We start from the raw sequence: 18,389 nt of genomic DNA, 5'->3' as shown, positions 1-18,389 counted from the left end.
CCGTAAAGCGCGGTCGCTATCCCGCACACGAACCACGTCCCGCCGGTTGCGGGCGCGCCGGACATGCTTGCCGCGACAGCAGTACTCGAACGATTTCCACCTCGTGGAGTTTCCGAAATCGGGAATCACGTGGCTGACCGTATTGCTGGCCAATATGTGCCTGCGCAATGGTGGCTCGTCGCATCGGGCGACCTTTTCCTCGGTTCGCTCCTACATCCCCGACCTGGATGCGACACCGGACACGCTCGCCCATGAATTCGCGTCGCCCCAAGTGCGCTTCTACAAGTCGCACAGCAGCTTTGAAGCAGAGATGGCCCATGTCATCTACGTTGTACGCCATCCCCTGAACGTGATGCGAAGCTACCATCGCTACATGACCGGGCTAGACCGGTATTCGGACAGCCTCGAGGCGTTCTGCAATCATCCGGATTTCGGGATCGAGGCGTGGAAACGGCACGTGCATTCGTGGTGCTCCACCCATGTCAATTTCGGCAACCGGTTCCTGCATCTCGTGCGGTACGAGGATCTGCTGTCGGACACCACCGGCGAGCTGCGCGCGCTGGCACGCAATTTCGGCTGGTATTTCGAGGACGACGCGATCACGCGGGCGGTGGACCTGTCCTCGCGCTCGGAAATGCGCGAGCAGGAGGCGCTCGCCCGGCAGCGCAACCCTGGCTATGCTCTGGAATTCGTCTCCGCAGCGGCGTATGAGGCAGCACCGAGGTCCGTCGAGCGACGCATCGAACGGAGTTGCCGTGATGAATGCGCCCTTCTGGGCTACGAATCCTGAGTAGTAGTCTCGGGGCACTGAGGGGACATGCGATGCGGCACGTAATCGCAAGATGGCGGTGGGGAATCGAGGTGGCGCGGCTGGCGCGCGGGCGCGTTGCGCAGCGTGCCGCGGACCCGGACGCCTTGCAGGGCTTCGCGGCCTCGATACGCGACGCCTGCGCGGCGGTGCCGCTGGTGCGGGTCGGCGGCGGGGGTGACGGGGGCTATTTGCTGCCCGATGATTTCGAGGGCATCCGCCACTGTTTCTCGCCCGGCGTCGACGTCACCGCCCGTTTTGAAGAAGAGATCGCGCGCAACCACGGCATCCGATCCTTCATGGCCGATGCAAGCGTCGAGTGCGCGCCGCTCGAAAACCCGCTCTTCGAGTTCGACCGCCGCTTTCTGGGGGCGCAGAGTGATGAGACCTTCATTACCCTGGGCGACTGGGTGCGCGACAAGCTGGGCGAAGAGGCGGATGACGACCTGCTGTTGCAGATGGATATCGAGGGGGCTGAATTTGACGTTCTGATCGAGAGCGATGCCGCCCTGCTGCGCCGGTTTCGCATGATGGTGATCGAGTTCCACGACATGGAGCGCATCTTCGAACGTCACGGCCTGCCGCTCATCCGCGCCCTGTTCGCCAAGCTGCACCGGGATTTCGCCATCGTGCACATGCACGCCAACAATTGCTGCGGTATTGCCGAATGCCGGGGCATCGGCGTCCCGCGGGTGTTCGAGATTACCTACCTGCGGCGCGACCGCCTGCCCGCCGGGGCCGCGACCGGCGCGCTGCACCTGCCCCACGCGCTCGACCGGCCCAACGTGGCCGACACGCCCGATATCGCCATGCCCGAGATCTGGTGGCGCGCGTGATCCGCCTGACCGGCACCATGTCCTGCGCGCCAGACGAGGCCGCGGGCGTACGCGACGCGCTGCCCGACCATGTCCGGCTCACGCGGCAAGAGCCGGGCTGTCTGTCCTTCGACATCTCCGAGACCGCGCCGGGCGTGTTCTCGGTCTCCGAGCGGTTTGCCGACCGCGCCGCGTTCGACGCCCATCAGGCCCGCACCCGCGCAAGCGAATGGTGGCAGGTCACGGGCCACATGGCGCGCGATTTCGCACTGGACGGGGAATGACCTTCGTCCCTGCCCCGCCACATACCGATTCCGCTGCCGTGCTGCGGGCGGGGCTGTGGATGCTGGGGGCGGTGGTGTCGTTCTCGTCGATGGCGGTCGCCGGCCGCGCCGTCAGCTTCGAGCTCGATACCTTCGAGATCATGATGTATCGCAGCGTCGTGGGTTTTGTCCTCGTGCTCGGCGTGGCGCGGATGACGGGGCGGGCGCGCAGCATCACCCTGCGCTCGCCGGGGCTGCACCTCGTGCGCAACATCAGCCATTTCACCGGGCAGAACCTTTGGTTCTACGCCATCACGATGATCCCGCTGGCACAGGTTTTCGCGCTGGAATTCACCTCGCCCCTGTGGGTGTTGGTGCTGTCGCCGCTACTGCTGGGCGAGCGGATGACGCGCGTGCGCGCGCTGGCCGCGATCGTCGGCTTCTCCGGCATCCTGATCGTCGCACGCCCGACCGCCGAGACGATCAACGCGGGCACCCTTGCCGCCGCTGCCGCCGCGATCGGTTTTGCCGGCTCGATCCTCGCCACCAAGCGGCTGACGCGGACCGAGAGCCTGACCTGTATCCTGTTCTGGATGACTGGTACGCAGATCGTGTTCGGCCTCGTCTGCGCGGGCGTTGACGGCGATATCGCGCTGCCCTCGCCCGCCTCCCTGCCCTGGCTGGTCGTGATCGGCTGCGCGGGGTTGATGGCGCATGTGTGCCTGACAACCGCGCTCTCCATCGCACCTGCCACCGTGGTCACGCCGGTGGACTTCCTGCGCCTGCCGCTGATCGCGGTGATCGGCCTCATGGCCTATGGCGAGGCAATAGACGCATGGGTGCTGATCGGCGCCGGTGTGATTTTTGGCGCGAATTACCTCAACCTTTGGGTCGAAACACGAAAACGTTACTGAACGTGAACGGATTCGCGCGAAAACTGTGTCGTGCGAGCCACCGCCCAACTCATGTGCATTTGTGACGCGGCGTCAAAGATTGACCGGGGGGGGTGTAACGGTAGTGTGACCGCCAATCATCCAGGAGGAGAGGGACATCATGAAGAAATTCACATTGGCCGCCGCCGCGGCCTGCCTTGCAGCCGGGAGCGCACATGCCGCCAGCATTCAGCGCCATGGGGACCGGTCGCAAATCCTCTTCGAAGAGGGTGAGCGCTACTTCGAGTTTTCCGTGACGAACGTGTCGCCCAGTATCAGCGGCACCGGCACCGGACCGTTTGCAGGGGCTCAGTCCGGTGATATCACACCGAGCTACCAGACGTACCATTTCGGCTACAAACAGGACATCAACGAAAAGCTCACCTTTGCGATCGTAAGCACAAATCCGGTCGGCGCTGACGTTTCCTATCCGGCCAGGCCCTATCCGTTCGCGACGTCAACGGCGGAAATCAATTCACTCGCCCTGACCGGGTATCTCAAGTACCAGATGAACGACAAGGTCAGCGTCTACGGCGGCCTGCGCTTGCAGTCACTCGACGGCAACGTGAACCTCGGGGTGGCTCCTCCGGCTGTCTACTCGCTGGACGTGGACAAGGACTACCGGCTTGGTTATGTGCTTGGCGGTGCCTACGAGGTGCCAGAGATCGCGCTGCGCCTGGCCGTTACCTACGAATCCAAAATCGAGCACGAGTTCAAGGACAATAACGGGGCCTCCTTTGACGTGGAGATCCCGCAGGCGGTCACGCTGCATGCGCGCTCCGGTGTCGCCAAGGACACAATTGTCTTCGGCTCTGCACGCTGGCAGGAATGGTCCAAGTTCCAGGTTGGCGCGCCGGATTTTTTGACGAACCCGCTGAACCCGCAAAATCTGCCCATCGCCTCCGGCACCGGGGACTACTGGACCTATGAGCTCGGTGTCGGACACAGGTTTTCCAAGAGCTGGTCCGGGGCACTCATCGTGGGCTATGAGCCCGACAACGGAAAGCTGACGGGCAACCTCGAAGGCCGCGACGGTTTTACCAGCTACGGCGCTGCGATAACCTATACTGCCGAGGCATTCGACGTGACCATGGGCGTACGGTACTATGATATTGGCTCGGCCACCACGACGACAATCGGCTCGGAATTCTCGAACAACGATGCGCTCGCCACGGGCATCAAGGTCGGCTTCCGCTTCTGATTGCAGCCAAAACTGTATTCCAAAGGCCCGGCAGGTAACTGCCGGGTTTTTTCGTTGCACTTTCAGGCTTTGGGTTTGACCGCCGCCCCCGCTGTGGCTACCACATCACGCGATAACCAAAGGTGGCCCATGATCTACGATACCGCCCAAGCCTGGATGCGTGCCCCCCGCAAGCGGGTGCTGTTTTATGGCATGTCGGGGCTGGGCAAGACCCATGTCTCACAGATGCTGCGCGACGCGGGCGGCTGGTTTCACTACTCGATAGACTACCGCATCGGCACGCGCTACATGGGCGAGCTGATCGTCGATAACGCCAAGACGCACGCCATGCAGGTGCCGTTCCTGCGCGATCTGCTGTTGTCGGACTCGATCTATATCGGCTCCAACATCACGTTTCACAACCTCGCCCCCGTCTCGACCTACCTTGGCAAACCGGGCGATCCGGCCAAGGGCGGCATGCCCATTGACGAATACCGCCGCCGGCAGGAACAGTTCCGGCAGGCGGAGATCAACGCGCTGATGGATACCGGCTATTTCATCGAGCGCGCGGAGCGGCTCTATGGCTATCCGAATTTCATCTGCGATACCGGCGGGTCGATCTGCGAATGGGTGGACGGAGACGACCCGGGCGATCCGCTGCTGACGGAGCTGTCGCGGCACTGCCTGCTGGTCTATATCGAGGGGTCCGAGGCGCATACCGCCGAACTCGTTCGCCGCTTCGATCGCGCGCCCAAGCCGATGGCCTACCAGCCCGAGTTTCTCGCCCGAATGTGGGAAGGATACCTGAGAGAAAACAAGTGTAAAGCGGACGAAGTTGATCCCGATGCCTTCATCCGCTGGACCTACGCGCGCGCGCTCGCCCACCGCCAGCCGCGTTACGAGCGAATGGCCAAATGGGGCGTGCGCGTGAGTGCCGACGAGGTGGCGCAAGCGACCGACGCCGCCCGTTTCGACGCGCTCATCGCCACCGCCATCGAGCGCCGCGCCGACTGATCCCGAGGACCACCGACCATGCCGATCAAGATCCCCACCAACCTGCCCGCCCATTCCGTGCTCAAGCGCGAGGGCGTGATGGTGATGGACCCCGGCCACGCCGACCGACAGGATATCCGCCCGCTGCGCATCGGGCTGCTCAACCTGATGCCCAAGAAGATCCAGACCGAGACACAATTCGCCCGCCTCATCGGGGCCACGCCGTTGCAGATCGAGTTCGACCTCATCCGCATGACCGAGCACCATTCCAAGACCACCGCCGCCGATCACATGGAGAGCTTTTACCGCCCGTTCGCCGAGGTCGCGGCCTCTGGCGATAAGTATGATGGGCTGATCATCACCGGCGCGCCGATCGAGCATCTGGAGTTCGACGCGGTCACCTACTGGGACGAGCTACGCCGCGTGTTCGACTGGACGCAATCCCATGTGCATTCCACCTTCGGCGTGTGCTGGGGGGGCATGGCGATGATCAACTATTTCCACGGGGTCAAGAAACACATGCTGCCGGCCAAGGCGTTCGGCTGTTTCCGGCACCGCAACATGGTGCCCGCCTCGCCCTATCTGCGCGGCTTTTCCGACGATTGCGTGATCCCCGTCAGCCGCTGGACCGAAATGCGGCGTGACGAGATCGAGGCCGTGCCGGGCCTCAGCATCCTGCTCGACAGCGACGAGGTCGGCCCCTGCATGGTCGAGGACACGGGCCACCGCGCGCTCTATATCTTCAACCACTTCGAATATGACAGCGACACGCTCAAGCAGGAATACGACCGCGACATCGAGAGCGGCACATCGATCAACGTGCCGTGCAACTATTATCCCGAGGATGACCCGACCCGCGCGCCCTCGAATCGCTGGCGCAGCCACGCGCATCTGCTCTACGGCAACTGGATATCCGAAATCTACGAAACCACCCCCTACGACATCACCAGGATCGGTGTGGAGTCGACCGATCTGCGGGCCTGAGGGATGAAGCTCACCCTCCTGCTTCTGATCGGCCTCGCGGCACTGGCGGCGCTGACCCTGTGGAAGGCGCGCGTCCACGAGACCCGCGCCGAGGCGGCATGGCCACCGCGCGGGCAGTTCGTCACCGTGGACGGCCACCGCGTGCACGCGGTGGTGATGGGGCCCGAGGTAGGAGAGGCACCCGACCTGGTGCTTCTGCACGGTGCGTCGGGCAACACCCGGGACATGACGTTTCACCTCGCGTCGGCGCTTGCGGGGCCCTACCGCGTGATCGTGTTCGACCGGCCCGGCCTCGGCTATAGTGACCAGATCGGGCGCGGCGGGGCCACGATCACGGAACAGGCGGCGCTGTTGCAGCGGGCGGCGGCCAAATTGGCGGCGACGCACCCCATCGTGCTGGGCCACAGCTATGGCGGTGCGGTTGCGCTTGCCTGGGCGGTGACGCGGCCCGGCACTCTGTCGGCGCTGGTGTCGGTGGCCGGGGCCGCCAAGCCGTGGGACAGCCCCCTGCCCCCGCTCTACCGGGTGCTGTCGCATCCCGTGCTGGGGCCGGTTGCCGCGCCGATCATCACCGCCTTCGTGCCCGACAGCTACGTGGAAAACGCGGTATCGGAGATTTTCGCGCCGCAGGCGCCGCCCGAGGGCTATCTCGGCCATGTCGGCGCGGCGCTGACCCTGCGGCGCGAAACCTTGCGCGAGAACGCACTGCAACGCGCGGGCCTGCTGGCCGAGATCGAGGCGCTGCACATTCGTTATGATGAAATCGGGATGCCGTTGGAGATCGTCCACGGCACCGCCGACACCACGGTGGGCCTGTCGATCCATGCCCGCCCGTTGGCCGATCAGGTGCCGGACGCGGACCTGACTGTGCTCGACGGGATCGGACACATGCCCCACCACGCCGCCCCCGACGCGGTGATCGCCGCCATCCACCGCGCGGCCGATCGCGCCGGATTGCGCCCGCGCGAGTGAGCGGCCATAGTGGAGGCCCCGAGCGACGAGGCCCCGGCATGGACCTGCCCTTTGACGGCGCGATCAGCGCCTTTTTTAACGAGGACGCGCCGCGCGAGGTGCGCGACGCGATCACCCGCGCCGACAAGGACGACGTGCTCGACCCCGGCTTTCCCTATTCAGAGCGCATGGCGCGCAAAACCTACGAGCGTGATCTCGACCGGCTCCAGATCGAGCTGGTCAAGCTCCAGCATTGGGCGCGCCGCACCGGCGCCCGGGTGGCGATCGTGTTCGAGGGGCGCGACGCGGCAGGCAAGGGTGGCACGATCAAGCGTTTTCGCGCCAATCTCAACCCGCGCGGCGCGCGCGTCGTGGCCCTGCCCAAGCCCTCTGACAAGGAGGCGACGCAATGGTATTTCCAGCGCTATATCGACCACCTGCCCGCCGGGGGCGAGATCGTGTTCTATGACCGGAGCTGGTATAATCGCGGCGTGATCGAACATGTCTTCGGCTTCTGCTCCGACGAGCAGCGCGAGTATTTCTTTGCGCAGGTGCCCGATTTCGAGCGGATGCTGGTGCACGAGGGGATTTACCTTTTCAAGTTCTGGCTCAATGTCGGCCGCGCCGAACAGTTGCGCCGCTTCCTCGCCCGAGAAAGCAACCCGCTCAAGCAATGGAAGCTGAGCCGGATCGACGTGGAGGGGCTGGCGAAATGGCCTGACTACACCACCGCCATCGCCGAGACGCTGGAGCGGTCCCACACCGACCACGCGCCTTGGACGGTGGTGCGCTCGGACGACAAGCGGCGCGCGCGCGTGGCGGCGATCCGCCACGTCCTGTCGCAAATCGACTATGCGCGCAAGGATCCGTCGGCGGTGGGCGAGACCGATCCAGCGATCATCGGCGGCCCCGACATCTGGAATGGCTAAGCAGGGCTATCACCACGGTAACCTGCGCGAAGCCCTCGTCGAGGCGACGCTCGCGCTTATCGTGGCAAAGGGGCCGCAGGGCTTTACCCTGTCCGAGGCGGCGCGGCACGCGGGCGTGACACCCGCCGCTATCTACCGCCATTTCGCGGGGCGCGACGATCTCGTGGCCGAAACGGCGCGGCAAGGGTACGAGCTGTTCTCCGGGATGCTGTCGGACGTGTCGGCCGAGCGCGGCGCACCGCGCGTGCGGGCGATGGCGCGGGCCTATCTCGCCTTTGCCGAGCGCTATCCGGGCCATTACATCGCCATGTTCGAAAGCGGCATCGACCTCGCCCGCCGCCCAGCGCTGGCCGAGGCGGCTGGGCGCGCGCGCGACCTGCTGCACGGCGCGTGCGACGGGCTCTGTGCGGATGTCGAGGAGGTCGCCGCACATATCTGGTCGCTCAGCCACGGGGTGGTAGAGCTTTACCTGCGCAATTCCGCCGGGCTGACCGATCCGCCCGAGGCACGGGCGACGTTGTCGCGCGCTCTCGATACCTATCTCTCGGGGCTCGGTCCTCCCGCCTCGCAAACCAGCCGGTAGAGATGCCATGTGGCGTGTCCCAGAAGCGGCAGCACCACAAACAGCCCCAGGAACGCCGGCAATAGCGCCAGGAACGTCAGCCCCGCAACAAGCACGGCCCAGGCGAGCATCGGCACCGGGTTCTCCATCACCACGGTCAGGCTCGTGAGCATGGCGGTGACGAAATCCACCTCTCGGTCGAGCAGCAGCGGCAGAGAAACGACCGTGATCGCGTAGATGAGGAGCGCGAAACACGCGCCCACCCCGGTGCCCACCACCAGCATCGAGAGTCCCTGTGGCGTGAAATAGATGTCGAACGATGACGATACGTTGGTCATTGTCGAGAGACCGAGAAACAGGGCAAAGATCATGTGGGCGAGAAAGAACCAGAACAAAAACACCATGATGATGATGGCGCAGATCGAGGGTAGTTGCCGCCGCCGCTGCTGCGCGATCACCCCGAATATCTCGCCCGCCACCAACGGGCGGCCCTCGCTCAGCCGGTGGCTCACCTCGTAGAGCCCCACCGCCGCGAACGGCCCCACCAATGGAAAGCCGACGGCGGCGAGGATCAGCCAGTAGCTCTTGCCGGTGGCCCAGGTCACCCCGGCCATCGCCAGCCCGATTGCCACGTAGACCCCGGCGAACAAGAGTCCGTAACCCGGCGCGCGCCGCATGTCCGCCCAGCCCCGCCGCAGCGCCTCGCCCAGCATGGCGAATCGCACCTCCCCCATTTCCGGCACGCCGAACGGGCGTGTCTGCGTTTCGGTCATCGGCAATCCTCCTCTGCCGGGAGGAGGGTAGCCAAGGCCGGGCCAGCCGCAAAGATCGAATTGGAAGTCAGCTTTTGCCGCTGCCGGGGTTCGGCGGGATCGAGTAGGTCAGGCTCGCGCGCGCCACCGGCGCGTCTACTCCATCGGAGAAGATCAGCACCTCGCCCACGGCCAGCACGCGGCCGACCTTGAGCAGGCGGCATTCGGCAATCAAGTCGGTGTTCGCCGCGGGCTTGCGCATGAAGTCGATGGAGCAATTCGTCGTCACGGCCAGCGCCTCGGGGCCGATCATCGCCAGAAGCCCGAGATAGACCGCCACGTCGGCCAGCGCAAAGATCGACGGCCCCGATACCGTCCCGCCGGGCCGCAAATGTCGCTCGCCCACTGCGAGGCGCACGCGGATGCGCCGCTCGCCCACTTCCTCGATGACGAAATCCTCAGCCACCTGCGGAAATTCCCGCCCGAGAAAATGCGTGAGCTCGGCGGCGTCCATCGTGACGGTCATGCTTTTCTCCCTGCCCGGTTTCGTGCCAGAATGGCCACAACACCGAAAGGGAGACAAGATGGCAATTCTCGACCGCGATGACAGCGGCGCAATCGCGCGGCTCACCATGAATTCACCGGGCAACCTTAACGCGCTCTCGGACGCGATGCTGGCGGCGCTCAGCGCCGAGTTCGCGCGGCTGGCCGAGGATCACTCGATCCGGGTGGTCACCCTCACAGGCGCGGGCAAGGCATTTTGCGCGGGACACGATCTAAAGGAAATGCAGGCCGCGCGCCAATCCGAGGACAAGGGCCGCGCCTATTTCGCCGACCTCTTCTCGCGCTGCACTGCCGTGATGACGGCGATCCGCAACCTGCCGCAACCGGTGATCGCCGCACCGCACGGCATCGCCACCGCTGCCGGCTGTCAGCTCGTGGCAAGCTGCGACATGGCGGTGGCGGCGCATGGCACGCGCTTTGGCGTCAACGGCGTCAATATCGGGCTCTTTTGCTCCACGCCGATGGTTGCACTCAGCCGCAATGTGCCCCGCAAGCAAGCCTTCGAGATGCTCACCACCGGACAGTTCATCGAAACTGACCGTGCGCAAGAGCTTGGCCTCATCAACCGTGCGGTTGAGCCCGCGAACCTGCAGGTTGAGACCATGGCGCTGGCCGAAACCGTCGCCGCCAAGCTCGGCACAGCAGTGCGCATCGGCAAGCGCGCCTTCTACGAGCAGGTAGAGATGGGGCTCGATGACGCCTATGCCCATACCGGCGCGGTAATGGTCGAGAACATGCTCGACCGTGATACCGACGAGGGAATCAACGCCTTCCTGCAAAAGCGCCCCCCCGAATGGCAGCAATGACCGGGCCGCTGCATATCGTCGGCGGCGGCATGGCAGGCTCGGAGGCCGCGTGGCAGGCCGCAAACATGGGCGTGCCGGTGGTGATCCACGAGATGCGCCCAAGCGTGGGCACCTTCGCACACCGCACCGGCGACCTCGCCGAGATGGTGTGCTCCAACTCGTTCCGCTCGGACGATGACGAGCAGAACGCCGTGGGTCTCCTGCACTGGGAGATGCGCGCGGCGGGCGGGCTGATCATGGAGATGGCCGACCGCCACCGCCTTCCTGCCGGTGGTGCGCTCGCCGTGGATCGCGACGCGTTTTCGCGCGCGGTAACAGAGCGGCTCGCGCAGCACCCGAAAATCACCGTGCAACCCGGTGAAATCACAGAGCTTCCCGAGAATGGCCACTGGATCATCGCGACCGGACCGCTGACCTCGCAAGGGCTCGGACAGGCCATCGCCCGCGAGACCGGCACCGACGCGCTCGCGTTCTTCGACGCCATCGCGCCGATCGTGCATTTCGACAGCATCGACATGTCCCGGGCGTGGATGCAGTCGCGCTATGACAAGGGCGAGACCGAAGACGAACGCACGGCCTATCTAAACTGCCCGATGGACAAGGACCAATACAACGCCTTCATCGACGCGCTTCTCGCCGCCGACAAGACCGAGTTCCACGAGGGCGAAACCGCCAATTACTTCGACGGCTGCCTGCCCATCGAGGTGATGGCAGAGCGCGGGCGCGAGACGTTGCGCCACGGCCCGATGAAGCCCGTGGGCCTGACCAACCCGCACGCGCCGGACGTGAAACCGCACGCCGTGGTGCAATTGCGCCGCGACAACGCGCTTGGCACGCTCTACAATATCGTGGGCTTCCAGACAAAGATGAAGTATGGCGCGCAAACTGCTGTTTTTCGGACGATTCCAGGATTGGAGAACGCGCGCTTTGCGCGGCTTGGCGGCATTCACCGCAACACGTTCCTCAACTCACCGACATTGCTCGACGACCGGCTGCGCCTGCGCGCCCGGCCCCACATCCGCTTTGCCGGGCAGATCACCGGCGTCGAGGGCTACGTGGAATCCGCCGCCATGGGGCTCGTCGCCGGGCGGCTCGCCGCGGCCGAGATCAAGGGCCTTGCCCTGCCCCCGGTGCCGCAAGACAGCGCAATGGGCGCGCTCGTCCATCACGTCACCGGTGGCGCGGATGCCAAGACGTTTCAACCGATGAACGTCAATTTCGGCCTGTTCCGGCCCGTAGACGGGCTCAAGGGCGGGCGGCGCGGGCGGCGCGACCGCTACAAGGCCTATACCGACCGCGCCAAGGCGGCTTGGCAGGGTTGGCTCGCGATCGACGAGATTAGCTGTGCCTCGTAACCCTTTGTCGCGATGTTCATAACCCGGTTCGCGCCTTCGCCGACCGGCCCCTTGCACCTTGGTCACGCCTTTTCGGCGTTGCTGGCCCATGACATGGCACGCGCGCGCGCAGGCACTTTCCTGCTGCGCATCGACGATCTCGACCAGAGCCGCTGCCGCCCGGAATGGGAGGCGCAAATCTTCGACGACCTGGGCTGGCTGGGCTTGAACTGGCCGCGGCCCGTGATGCACCAGTCGGACCGCCTTCCGCGCTACCGCGAGGCGCTGAAAGTGCTTTGGGATCATGGGCTTCTCTACCCATGCTCATGCAGCCGCGCCGACATCCGCGCCGCCGCCTCGGCGCCGCAGGAAGGCGCGCCGCTGCATGGCCCCGACGGGGTGATCTATCCGGGCACCTGTCGCCCTGCCAGCCCTTCGACCGGGCCGATGCCCGGGGACGCGGTCCTGCGCCTCGACATGGCGCGCGCCTGCGCGATGCTGACCAACCCGCTGGTCTACAAGGAGAAAGGCGAAATCGTCACCCCGCATGACCTGCCCCGGACGGTGGGCGACGTGGTGCTCGCACGTCGCGACATGGGCGCGTCCTATCACCTCTCTGTCGTGCTCGGCGATGCCGACCAGGGCGTCACCCACGTGATCCGCGGCCAAGACCTCGCGGAGGCCACGCAAATCCACGTGACCCTGCAACACCTGCTCGACCTGCCGACCCCCGCCTACCATCACCACCGGCTGATTCGCGACGAGACGGGCAAGCGGCTGGCCAAGCGCGACGATGCCCGCGCCATCGCCACCTATCGCGACGCCGGAGCCACCCCTCAGGATATCCGCAACATAGTGGGGCTCTGAGGCGTCACCCTGCGAAAAATACTCAGTCCGGCCCTGCCATCGGCGCCATGATCTCGGTCTCTTCGCCCCCGCGCAGCGCGGTGTAGAAGCACGAGCGGCGATTGGTGTGACAGGCGGGGCCGGTCTGACGGATCAGCAGCAACAGGCAATCATGGTCGCAATCGACGCGCATCTCAACGAGGTCCTGCACGTGGCCAGACGTCTCGCCCTTGATCCAGAACGCCTGTCGTGACCGGCTCCAGTAGGTCACGCGGCCCGTCTCGAGCGTGCGCGCGACGGTCTCGGCATTCATCCACGCCATCATCAGCACCTCGCCGGTCTCGTGCTCCTGCGCGATCGCAGGGATGAGGCCATTGGCGTCGTATCGCAGCGTGGCGGGGTCGAAGGGCATGACAAAATCCTTTTGCATCTGCGGCTCGTCCGACTATCTATGGGGCATCGGCAAGAAGGAAAAGCCATGAGCGGCGAGACCGACCTCATCAAGCTCTATTCCGCGCGCATCCTCGCGCTAGCGGCGGACATCCCGCGGCACGGGCGACTCGGCGATCCGCAGGCGACCGTGCGTCGCCGCGCGCCGCTTTGCGGCTCGACCGTGACGGTCGATCTGTGCTGCGAGGACGGTCGGGTGAGCGACTATGCCGCCGAGGTCAAGGCCTGCGCACTCGGGCAGGCGGCGGCGAGTGTCGTTGGAGCGAACATCGTCGGGTGCACGCGCGAAGAGATCGCGGCCGCACGCGACGCGCTCAAGGCGATGCTCAAGGAAGACGGACCAACCCCGCCCGCGCCCTTCGACGGGCTCGAGGTGCTGCGTCCCGCGCGCGACTACAAGAATCGCCACGCCTCGATCCTGCTCACGCTCGAGGCGACGACCGAAGCGATGGACGAAATCGCGGCGCGCAGCCCCTGCGCCTGAGAGGTGCCAGGCGGCCCGGGCGGTAACGGGCGCACCACCTGCTGCCGAACGCCCGCGCTGCGTTGACCCCGTCACTCGCCCAAACAGTCTCGCCATCCACCAAAAAAACCGCCGCTCGTTCCAAGAGGAACGGCGGCGGGTAGTGGCCGTGGGCGGCCCTGTCGCGGACACCGGGGGCAAGAGGCAGCCCCCAAAAGCTAGGGACAGGCAGGCGTCGGAGCCCGTTTGGGACAGGGGGCTCCACAGGGCCGCGCAACGGCAGGCAGAAACGAATTCTTCAGACCAGGGCCGGCAAATAGAGCGCCCCCACCAGCATGACAGCGAGCGCGCAGGCCCCCACGGCATCGCCAATGATCGTGTCACCGGCGCGGGCGGCAGACAGCTTGATCTGGTGTAACATGCGGACCTCCAATCTGATGTTGCCTGATTGTTCTCACAATTGCACGATATGTGTCAAGAACATTATAAGAACAAATGAGAACAAACCGTCATCCCACGGAAATCAGCCGGATCGCCTGATCGCGTTCCATCAGCCACAGCAGGCTGCGCGCCGCCTGCCCGCGCGGCGAGGCCAGCCCAGGGTCGTCGGAGAGAAGCTTGCGCGCGTCCGACTGCGCCACGGCCATGAGCGCGGCCTGAGATTCCAGGTCGGCGACGCGAAACCGCGGCAGCCCGGATTGCGCGGTGCCGATGAGATCGCCCGCACCGCGCATCTCGAGATCCACCTCCGCGATGCGAAACCCGTCCTCGGTCTCGCGCATGGTCTCGAGCCGGCGCCGCCCGCCCTCGGACAGCGGCGGCTGGTACATCAGCAGGCAGGTCGAGGCGGCGCTGCCGCGCCCCACCCGCCCACGCAGCTGGTGCAATTGCGCGAGGCCGAAGCTCTCGGCGCGTTCGATCACCATGATCGAGGCATTGGGCACGTCCACCCCAACCTCGATCACCGTGGTGGCCACCAGCACCGCCGTCTCGCCACGCTGAAAACGCGCCATCGCGGCGTCCTTGTCCTCGGGCGGCATCTGGCCATGCACCAACCCTACGCGCCCGTCGCCCAGCGCCGCGCGCAGCCGGCGGAACCGCTCTTCGGCGCTCGAGAGGTCTACCGCCTCGCTTTCCTCCACCAGCGGGCAGACCCAGTAGGCCTGCCGCCCCTCGCTGATGGCCTGGCGGAGGTGATCCACCACCTCGTCCATGCGCCCCATGCCGACGAGCGCGGTGGTGATCGGCTTGCGCCCGGGTGGCTTCTCGTCCAGCACGCTCACGTCCATGTCACCGTATTGCGCCAGCGAGAGGCTGCGCGGGATCGGTGTCGCGGTCATCACCAGAACATCGGCCTGCGCGCCCTTGCGGCCCAGTTCCAGCCGCTGGCGCACGCCGAAGCGGTGCTGTTCGTCAACCACGGCGAGGCGCAGGTCGGCAAAATCCACATCCTTTTGAAAGACCGCGTGAGTGCCGATAAGAATATCGGTGTCTCCGCCCGCAAGCGCGGCAAGCTTGGTGCTGCGCGCCGCCCCCTTGTCACGCCCTGTGAGGATGGCCATGCGCACGCCAGCCGCCTCTGCCAGCGGCTGGAGACCCTGGAAATGCTGGCGTGCGAGAATCTCGGTGGGGGCCATCAGAACCCCCTGCCCGCCTGCCTCGACCGCGATCAGCAGCGCCTTGAACGCGACCAGTGTCTTGCCCGCGCCGACATCGCCCTGCAACAGCCGGTTCATCCGGGCATTGGCGGCCATGTCGGCGGCGATCTCGGCCAGCGCGCGGGTCTGCGCGCCGGTGAGCCGGTAGGGCAGCGCGTCCAGAACGCGCGCCTGCAGGGCCCCGGTGCCCACGGTCGCGCGACCCTTGGCCCGGCGCAGATGCGCGCGCGCCAACGCCAGCGTCAACTGGTGCGCCATCAGCTCGTCATAGGCCAGCCGCTCGCGCGCCGGGGCCGACGGGGCGAGATCGCCCGGCGCGCTCGGCCTGTGCGCCGCCGCGATCGCCTCGCGCCAGTCGGGCCATCCCGCCTGTGCCTTCTGTGCCGGGTCGATCCACTCGTCGAGCTGCGGCGCGCGCGCCAGTGCCGAGTGCACGGCTTTGGCCATTACCCGTTGCGTCAGGCCCGCGGTGAGCGGGTAGACCGGTTCGAAATCGGGAATGTCGCCTGCCTCCTCCACCGGCAGGACGTGATCGGGGTGGACGATCTGCGCCACCCCGTCGAAAAGCTCCACCTTGCCCGACACGATCCGCCGCGCACCGGTGGGCAGCAGGCGGCGCAGGTAATCCTCGCGGGCGCGGAAGAACACCAGCTGAAAGCTCGTCGCCGCATCCTCTACCACGACCCGATAGGGCGCGGAGGGGCGCGCGGGCGCGTGATGACGGCCCACCACCACCTCGACCGTGACCACGCCGGGAATCTCCGCACCCTGCACCGTGGCGCGGCGGCGGCGGTCCACCCCCGAATGCGGCAGGGTGAAGAGCAGGTCGCGCGGGCGCGTGATGTCAAGCGCGGCGAGGTGCTTTGCGGTTTTCGGCCCCACCCCCTCGAGCGTCTCGATCCCGGCAAACAGCGGGAACAGGATCTCCGGCCGGGTGCTCATGTGGCCCCGATGAGAGCGAGCCATTGGTCCTCGTCCAGCACCTCGATACCGAGATCGGCGGCCTTCTTCGCCTTCGAGCCGGCGCCGGGCCCGGCCACCAGCAGATCGGTACGCGCGCTGACGCTGCCCGAGACCTTGGCCCCCAGCGCCTCGGCCCGTGCCTTGGCCTCGGCCCGTGTCATCCGCTCGAGCGTGCCGGTAAAGACGACGGTCTTGCCCGCTACCGGGCTGCCAGAGGTATCGGGGACCTCGGCCTCCTCCACCTCCAGATGAGCCACCAGCCGCTCAATGCCGGCGCGCTCATGCGGTTCGGTCATGGTCTGAACGAGGCTGCGCGCCATCACCTCGCCCACCCCGTCGATGCCCAGCAGCCGCTCCCATTCGAGGCCGTCGAGGCCGGCGGCGGCGTCCATCGCGGCGGTAAATGCGTCCCAGCGGCCGTAATTGCGCGCGATGAGATTGCTCGCCTGTTCGCCCACATGGCGAATACCGAGCGCGAAGAGAAGCCGCCCGAAGGGGATTTTCCGTTTTTCATCAATCGCCTCGAAGAGGTTTTTCGCGCTCTTCTCGCCCCAGCCTTCGCGGTTCCTGAGCTGAGTCAGGCAGCCGGGGCCGTAACGGTCCTTGAGCGTGAAGATATCGGCGGGCTCCGCGATCCAGCCGTCGCGGTAAAACGCCTCCACCTGTTTCGCGCCGAGCCCCTCGATGTCGAAGGCCGCGCGGGAGACGAAGTGCTTGAGTCGCTCGACTGCCTGCGCGGGACAGACGAGGCCGCCCACGCATCGGCGCACCGAATCGCCCGGTTCGCGCACGGCGTCGCTGCCGCATTCCGGGCAGGCAGCGGGAAAGGCGTAGGGTTCTGAATCCGGGGGCCGCTTGGATAGGTCCACATCGGCAATCTTGGGGATCACGTCGCCGGCACGATAGACCTGCACCCAGTCGCCCACGCGGATGTCTTTGCCGTCGCGAATAGGCTGTCCGCCGGAATCGAGGCCCGCGATATAATCCTCGTTGTGCAGCGTGGCGTTCGAGACCGCGACGCCGCCCACAGTCACCGGCGCCAGCCGCGCCACCGGGCTGAGCGCGCCGGTGCGCCCCACCTGGGTGTCGATGGCCTCGAGCCGGGTCCAGGCCAGTTCGGCTGGAAACTTGTGGGCAATGGCCCAGCGCGGCGTTGTGGCGCGGTAGCCGAGCCGCGCCTGTAGGGCGAGGTCATCGACCTTGCACACCACGCCGTCGATGTCATAGCCCAAGGTGGCGCGCGCCTGCTCGATCCGGGCGTAATGCGCGAGCAACTCCTGCGGGCCGTCGCAAAGCGTGGTGAGTGGGTTGGTGACGAAGCCGAGCGCGGCCAGCCGCTCGATGGCGCCCATCTGCGTCTCGGCCAGTGGCGCGGAAAGCTCACCCCAGCCATAGGCGAAGAAGCGCAGCGGGCGTGCGGCGGTGATCGCCGGATCGAGTTGCCGGAGCGATCCGGCGGCGGCGTTCCGCGGGTTGGCGAAGGTCTTGGCGCCCTGGTCCGCCTGCCGCGCGTTGAGCGCCGCGAAATCCTCGTGGCTCATGTAGACCTCGCCGCGCACCTCCAGCAGGTCGGGCGCACGCTCGAGCGTCTCGGGGATATCGTCGATGGTGCGGGCGTTGGCGGTGACGTTCTCGCCGGTTTCACCATCGCCGCGCGTCGCCGCCTGCACGAGACGACCGGCCTCATAGCGCAGGCTGAGGCTGAGCCCGTCTATCTTCGGCTCCGAGGTATAGGCCAGCGGGGCGTCGTCGTTGAGCCCGAGATAGCGCCGGATGCGGGCGTCAAACTCGGTGATCTCGTCATCGGAGAACGCGTTGCCGAGGCTGAGCATGCGCTGCGCGTGGCGCACCTTGGCAAAGGTCTCGGCGGGGGCGGCGCCGACCCGGTCGGAGGGGCTGTCGGCGCGCTTGAGACCGGGAAAGCGCGCCTCGATGGCGACGTTCCGGGCCTTGAGCGCGTCGTAGTCGGCATCGCTCATCACCGGCGCGTCGTCGGTGTGGTAGGCGGCATCGGCCTCTGCCAGCACCTGCGCGAGCCGCGCAAGCTCGTCCTTCGCCTGTGCCTCGGTCAGTTCCTCAACAGCACTTTGGTCGGTCTGGTCGCTCATCGCCCCCTCGCGCGGTCACCCGTCTGAC

20 protein-coding genes are annotated in these 18,389 nt (G+C 66.2%); 14 read left to right on the top strand and 6 right to left on the bottom strand.

Annotation, left to right across the window (positions count from 1 at the left end; translation table 11 throughout):
• Nucleotides 1-67 precede the first annotated feature (67 nt).
• The 10 genes from C6W92_RS03960 to C6W92_RS03915 all read left to right on the top strand — a co-directional run bounded on the left by C6W92_RS03960 (nt 68) and on the right by C6W92_RS03915 (nt 8,438).
• The gene (locus C6W92_RS03960; protein WP_164989164.1) at nt 68-790 is read left to right on the top strand and encodes a sulfotransferase domain-containing protein; all 723 of its coding nucleotides are present in this window, start codon (nt 68-70) and stop codon (nt 788-790) included.
• A 32-nt stretch (nt 791-822) separates the two neighbouring features.
• The gene (locus C6W92_RS03955) at nt 823-1,644 is read left to right on the top strand and encodes an FkbM family methyltransferase (RefSeq protein ID WP_164989163.1); all 822 of its coding nucleotides are present in this window, start codon (nt 823-825) and stop codon (nt 1,642-1,644) included.
• Nucleotides 1,632-1,907, top strand: coding sequence for a putative quinol monooxygenase (locus tag C6W92_RS03950; RefSeq protein ID WP_347232782.1), 276 nt, complete (start codon nt 1,632-1,634; stop codon nt 1,905-1,907). Before C6W92_RS03955 ends, C6W92_RS03950 begins: the two co-directional genes overlap by 13 nt.
• Nucleotides 1,904-2,800, top strand: a complete 897-nt coding sequence (locus C6W92_RS03945; RefSeq protein WP_241691061.1) for a DMT family transporter — start codon at nt 1,904-1,906, stop codon at nt 2,798-2,800. The genes C6W92_RS03950 and C6W92_RS03945 overlap by 4 nt, the downstream gene beginning before the upstream one ends.
• A 139-nt stretch (nt 2,801-2,939) precedes the next feature.
• The gene (locus tag C6W92_RS03940) at nt 2,940-4,019 is read left to right on the top strand and encodes an outer membrane protein transport protein (protein WP_129431746.1); all 1,080 of its coding nucleotides are present in this window, start codon (nt 2,940-2,942) and stop codon (nt 4,017-4,019) included.
• Nucleotides 4,020-4,148: 129 nt separating this feature from the next.
• Entirely contained in the window at nt 4,149-5,012 is an 864-nt protein-coding gene (locus C6W92_RS03935) for an ATPase (protein ID WP_129431745.1), read from the top strand.
• An 18-nt stretch (nt 5,013-5,030) separates the two neighbouring features.
• Nucleotides 5,031-5,975, top strand: a complete 945-nt coding sequence (gene metA, locus C6W92_RS03930) for a homoserine O-succinyltransferase (protein ID WP_129431744.1) — start codon at nt 5,031-5,033, stop codon at nt 5,973-5,975.
• Between the two features lie 3 nt (nt 5,976-5,978).
• On the top strand, nt 5,979-6,947 hold the full coding sequence (locus C6W92_RS03925) for an alpha/beta hydrolase (RefSeq protein ID WP_129431743.1): 969 nt from the start codon (nt 5,979-5,981) through the stop codon (nt 6,945-6,947).
• 38 nt (nt 6,948-6,985) lie between these two features.
• Nucleotides 6,986-7,855: a polyphosphate kinase 2 gene (ppk2, locus tag C6W92_RS03920; protein WP_129431742.1), complete on the top strand. Its 870-nt coding sequence runs from the start codon at nt 6,986-6,988 to the stop codon at nt 7,853-7,855.
• Nucleotides 7,848-8,438, top strand: a complete 591-nt coding sequence (locus tag C6W92_RS03915) for a TetR/AcrR family transcriptional regulator (protein ID WP_129431741.1) — start codon at nt 7,848-7,850, stop codon at nt 8,436-8,438. Before ppk2 ends, C6W92_RS03915 begins: the two co-directional genes overlap by 8 nt.
• Here C6W92_RS03915 and C6W92_RS03910 read toward each other — a convergent pair.
• Nucleotides 8,393-9,190, bottom strand: a complete 798-nt coding sequence (locus tag C6W92_RS03910; RefSeq protein WP_104020490.1) for a DUF2189 domain-containing protein — start codon at nt 9,188-9,190, stop codon at nt 8,393-8,395. The two genes, C6W92_RS03915 and C6W92_RS03910, sit on opposite strands and share 46 nt — an antisense overlap.
• Before the next feature lie 67 nt (nt 9,191-9,257).
• The gene (locus C6W92_RS03905) at nt 9,258-9,695 is read right to left on the bottom strand and encodes a PaaI family thioesterase (RefSeq protein WP_104020491.1); all 438 of its coding nucleotides are present in this window, start codon (nt 9,693-9,695) and stop codon (nt 9,258-9,260) included.
• Nucleotides 9,696-9,753: 58 nt separating this feature from the next.
• On the opposite strand from C6W92_RS03905, the gene C6W92_RS03900 reads away from it, so the two are divergent.
• From C6W92_RS03900 to gluQRS, 3 genes are read left to right on the top strand one after another with little or no spacing between them, the layout of a single operon-like run.
• The gene (locus tag C6W92_RS03900; RefSeq protein ID WP_129431740.1) at nt 9,754-10,539 is read left to right on the top strand and encodes an enoyl-CoA hydratase; all 786 of its coding nucleotides are present in this window, start codon (nt 9,754-9,756) and stop codon (nt 10,537-10,539) included.
• Nucleotides 10,536-11,894: a methylenetetrahydrofolate--tRNA-(uracil(54)-C(5))-methyltransferase (FADH(2)-oxidizing) TrmFO gene (trmFO, locus tag C6W92_RS03895; RefSeq protein ID WP_129431769.1), complete on the top strand. Its 1,359-nt coding sequence runs from the start codon at nt 10,536-10,538 to the stop codon at nt 11,892-11,894. Before C6W92_RS03900 ends, trmFO begins: the two co-directional genes overlap by 4 nt.
• Nucleotides 11,895-11,906: 12 nt before the next feature.
• Nucleotides 11,907-12,740 (top strand): tRNA glutamyl-Q(34) synthetase GluQRS, encoded by an 834-nt coding sequence (gene gluQRS / locus C6W92_RS03890; RefSeq protein WP_129431739.1) that lies wholly within the window; start codon nt 11,907-11,909, stop codon nt 12,738-12,740.
• A gap of 22 nt (nt 12,741-12,762) precedes the next feature.
• Here gluQRS and hisI read toward each other — a convergent pair whose 3' ends face one another.
• Complete coding sequence (gene hisI, locus C6W92_RS03885; protein ID WP_129431768.1) at nt 12,763-13,131, bottom strand: phosphoribosyl-AMP cyclohydrolase; 369 nt, start codon at nt 13,129-13,131, stop codon at nt 12,763-12,765.
• 66 nt (nt 13,132-13,197) lie between these two features.
• Between hisI and C6W92_RS03880 the strand changes: the two genes are divergently transcribed.
• A complete protein-coding gene (locus tag C6W92_RS03880; RefSeq protein ID WP_129431738.1) occupies nt 13,198-13,653 on the top strand; it encodes an iron-sulfur cluster assembly scaffold protein in 456 nt (151 codons plus the stop codon).
• Nucleotides 13,654-13,930: 277 nt separating this feature from the next.
• On the opposite strand, the gene C6W92_RS18130 is transcribed toward C6W92_RS03880, so the two are convergent.
• The 3 genes from C6W92_RS18130 to ligA all read right to left on the bottom strand — a co-directional run bounded on the left by C6W92_RS18130 (nt 13,931) and on the right by ligA (nt 18,361).
• On the bottom strand, nt 13,931-14,053 hold the full coding sequence (locus tag C6W92_RS18130; RefSeq protein WP_276308243.1) for a hypothetical protein: 123 nt from the start codon (nt 14,051-14,053) through the stop codon (nt 13,931-13,933).
• A gap of 88 nt (nt 14,054-14,141) precedes the next feature.
• Entirely contained in the window at nt 14,142-16,232 is a 2,091-nt protein-coding gene (recG, locus tag C6W92_RS03875) for an ATP-dependent DNA helicase RecG (protein WP_129431737.1), read from the bottom strand.
• Nucleotides 16,229-18,361 (bottom strand): NAD-dependent DNA ligase LigA, encoded by a 2,133-nt coding sequence (gene ligA, locus C6W92_RS03870; RefSeq protein WP_129431736.1) that lies wholly within the window; start codon nt 18,359-18,361, stop codon nt 16,229-16,231. Before ligA ends, recG begins: the two co-directional genes overlap by 4 nt.
• Nucleotides 18,362-18,389: the final 28 nt, after the last annotated feature.

The sequence above is a fragment of the Roseovarius sp. A46 genome (assembly GCF_004126395.1).
In the GTDB taxonomy this organism is placed as follows: Bacteria; Pseudomonadota; Alphaproteobacteria; order Rhodobacterales; family Rhodobacteraceae; genus Roseovarius; species Roseovarius nitratireducens.
Note: the sequence above shows the minus strand (reverse complement) of the source record. Positions and strands in the feature narration are given on the sequence as shown.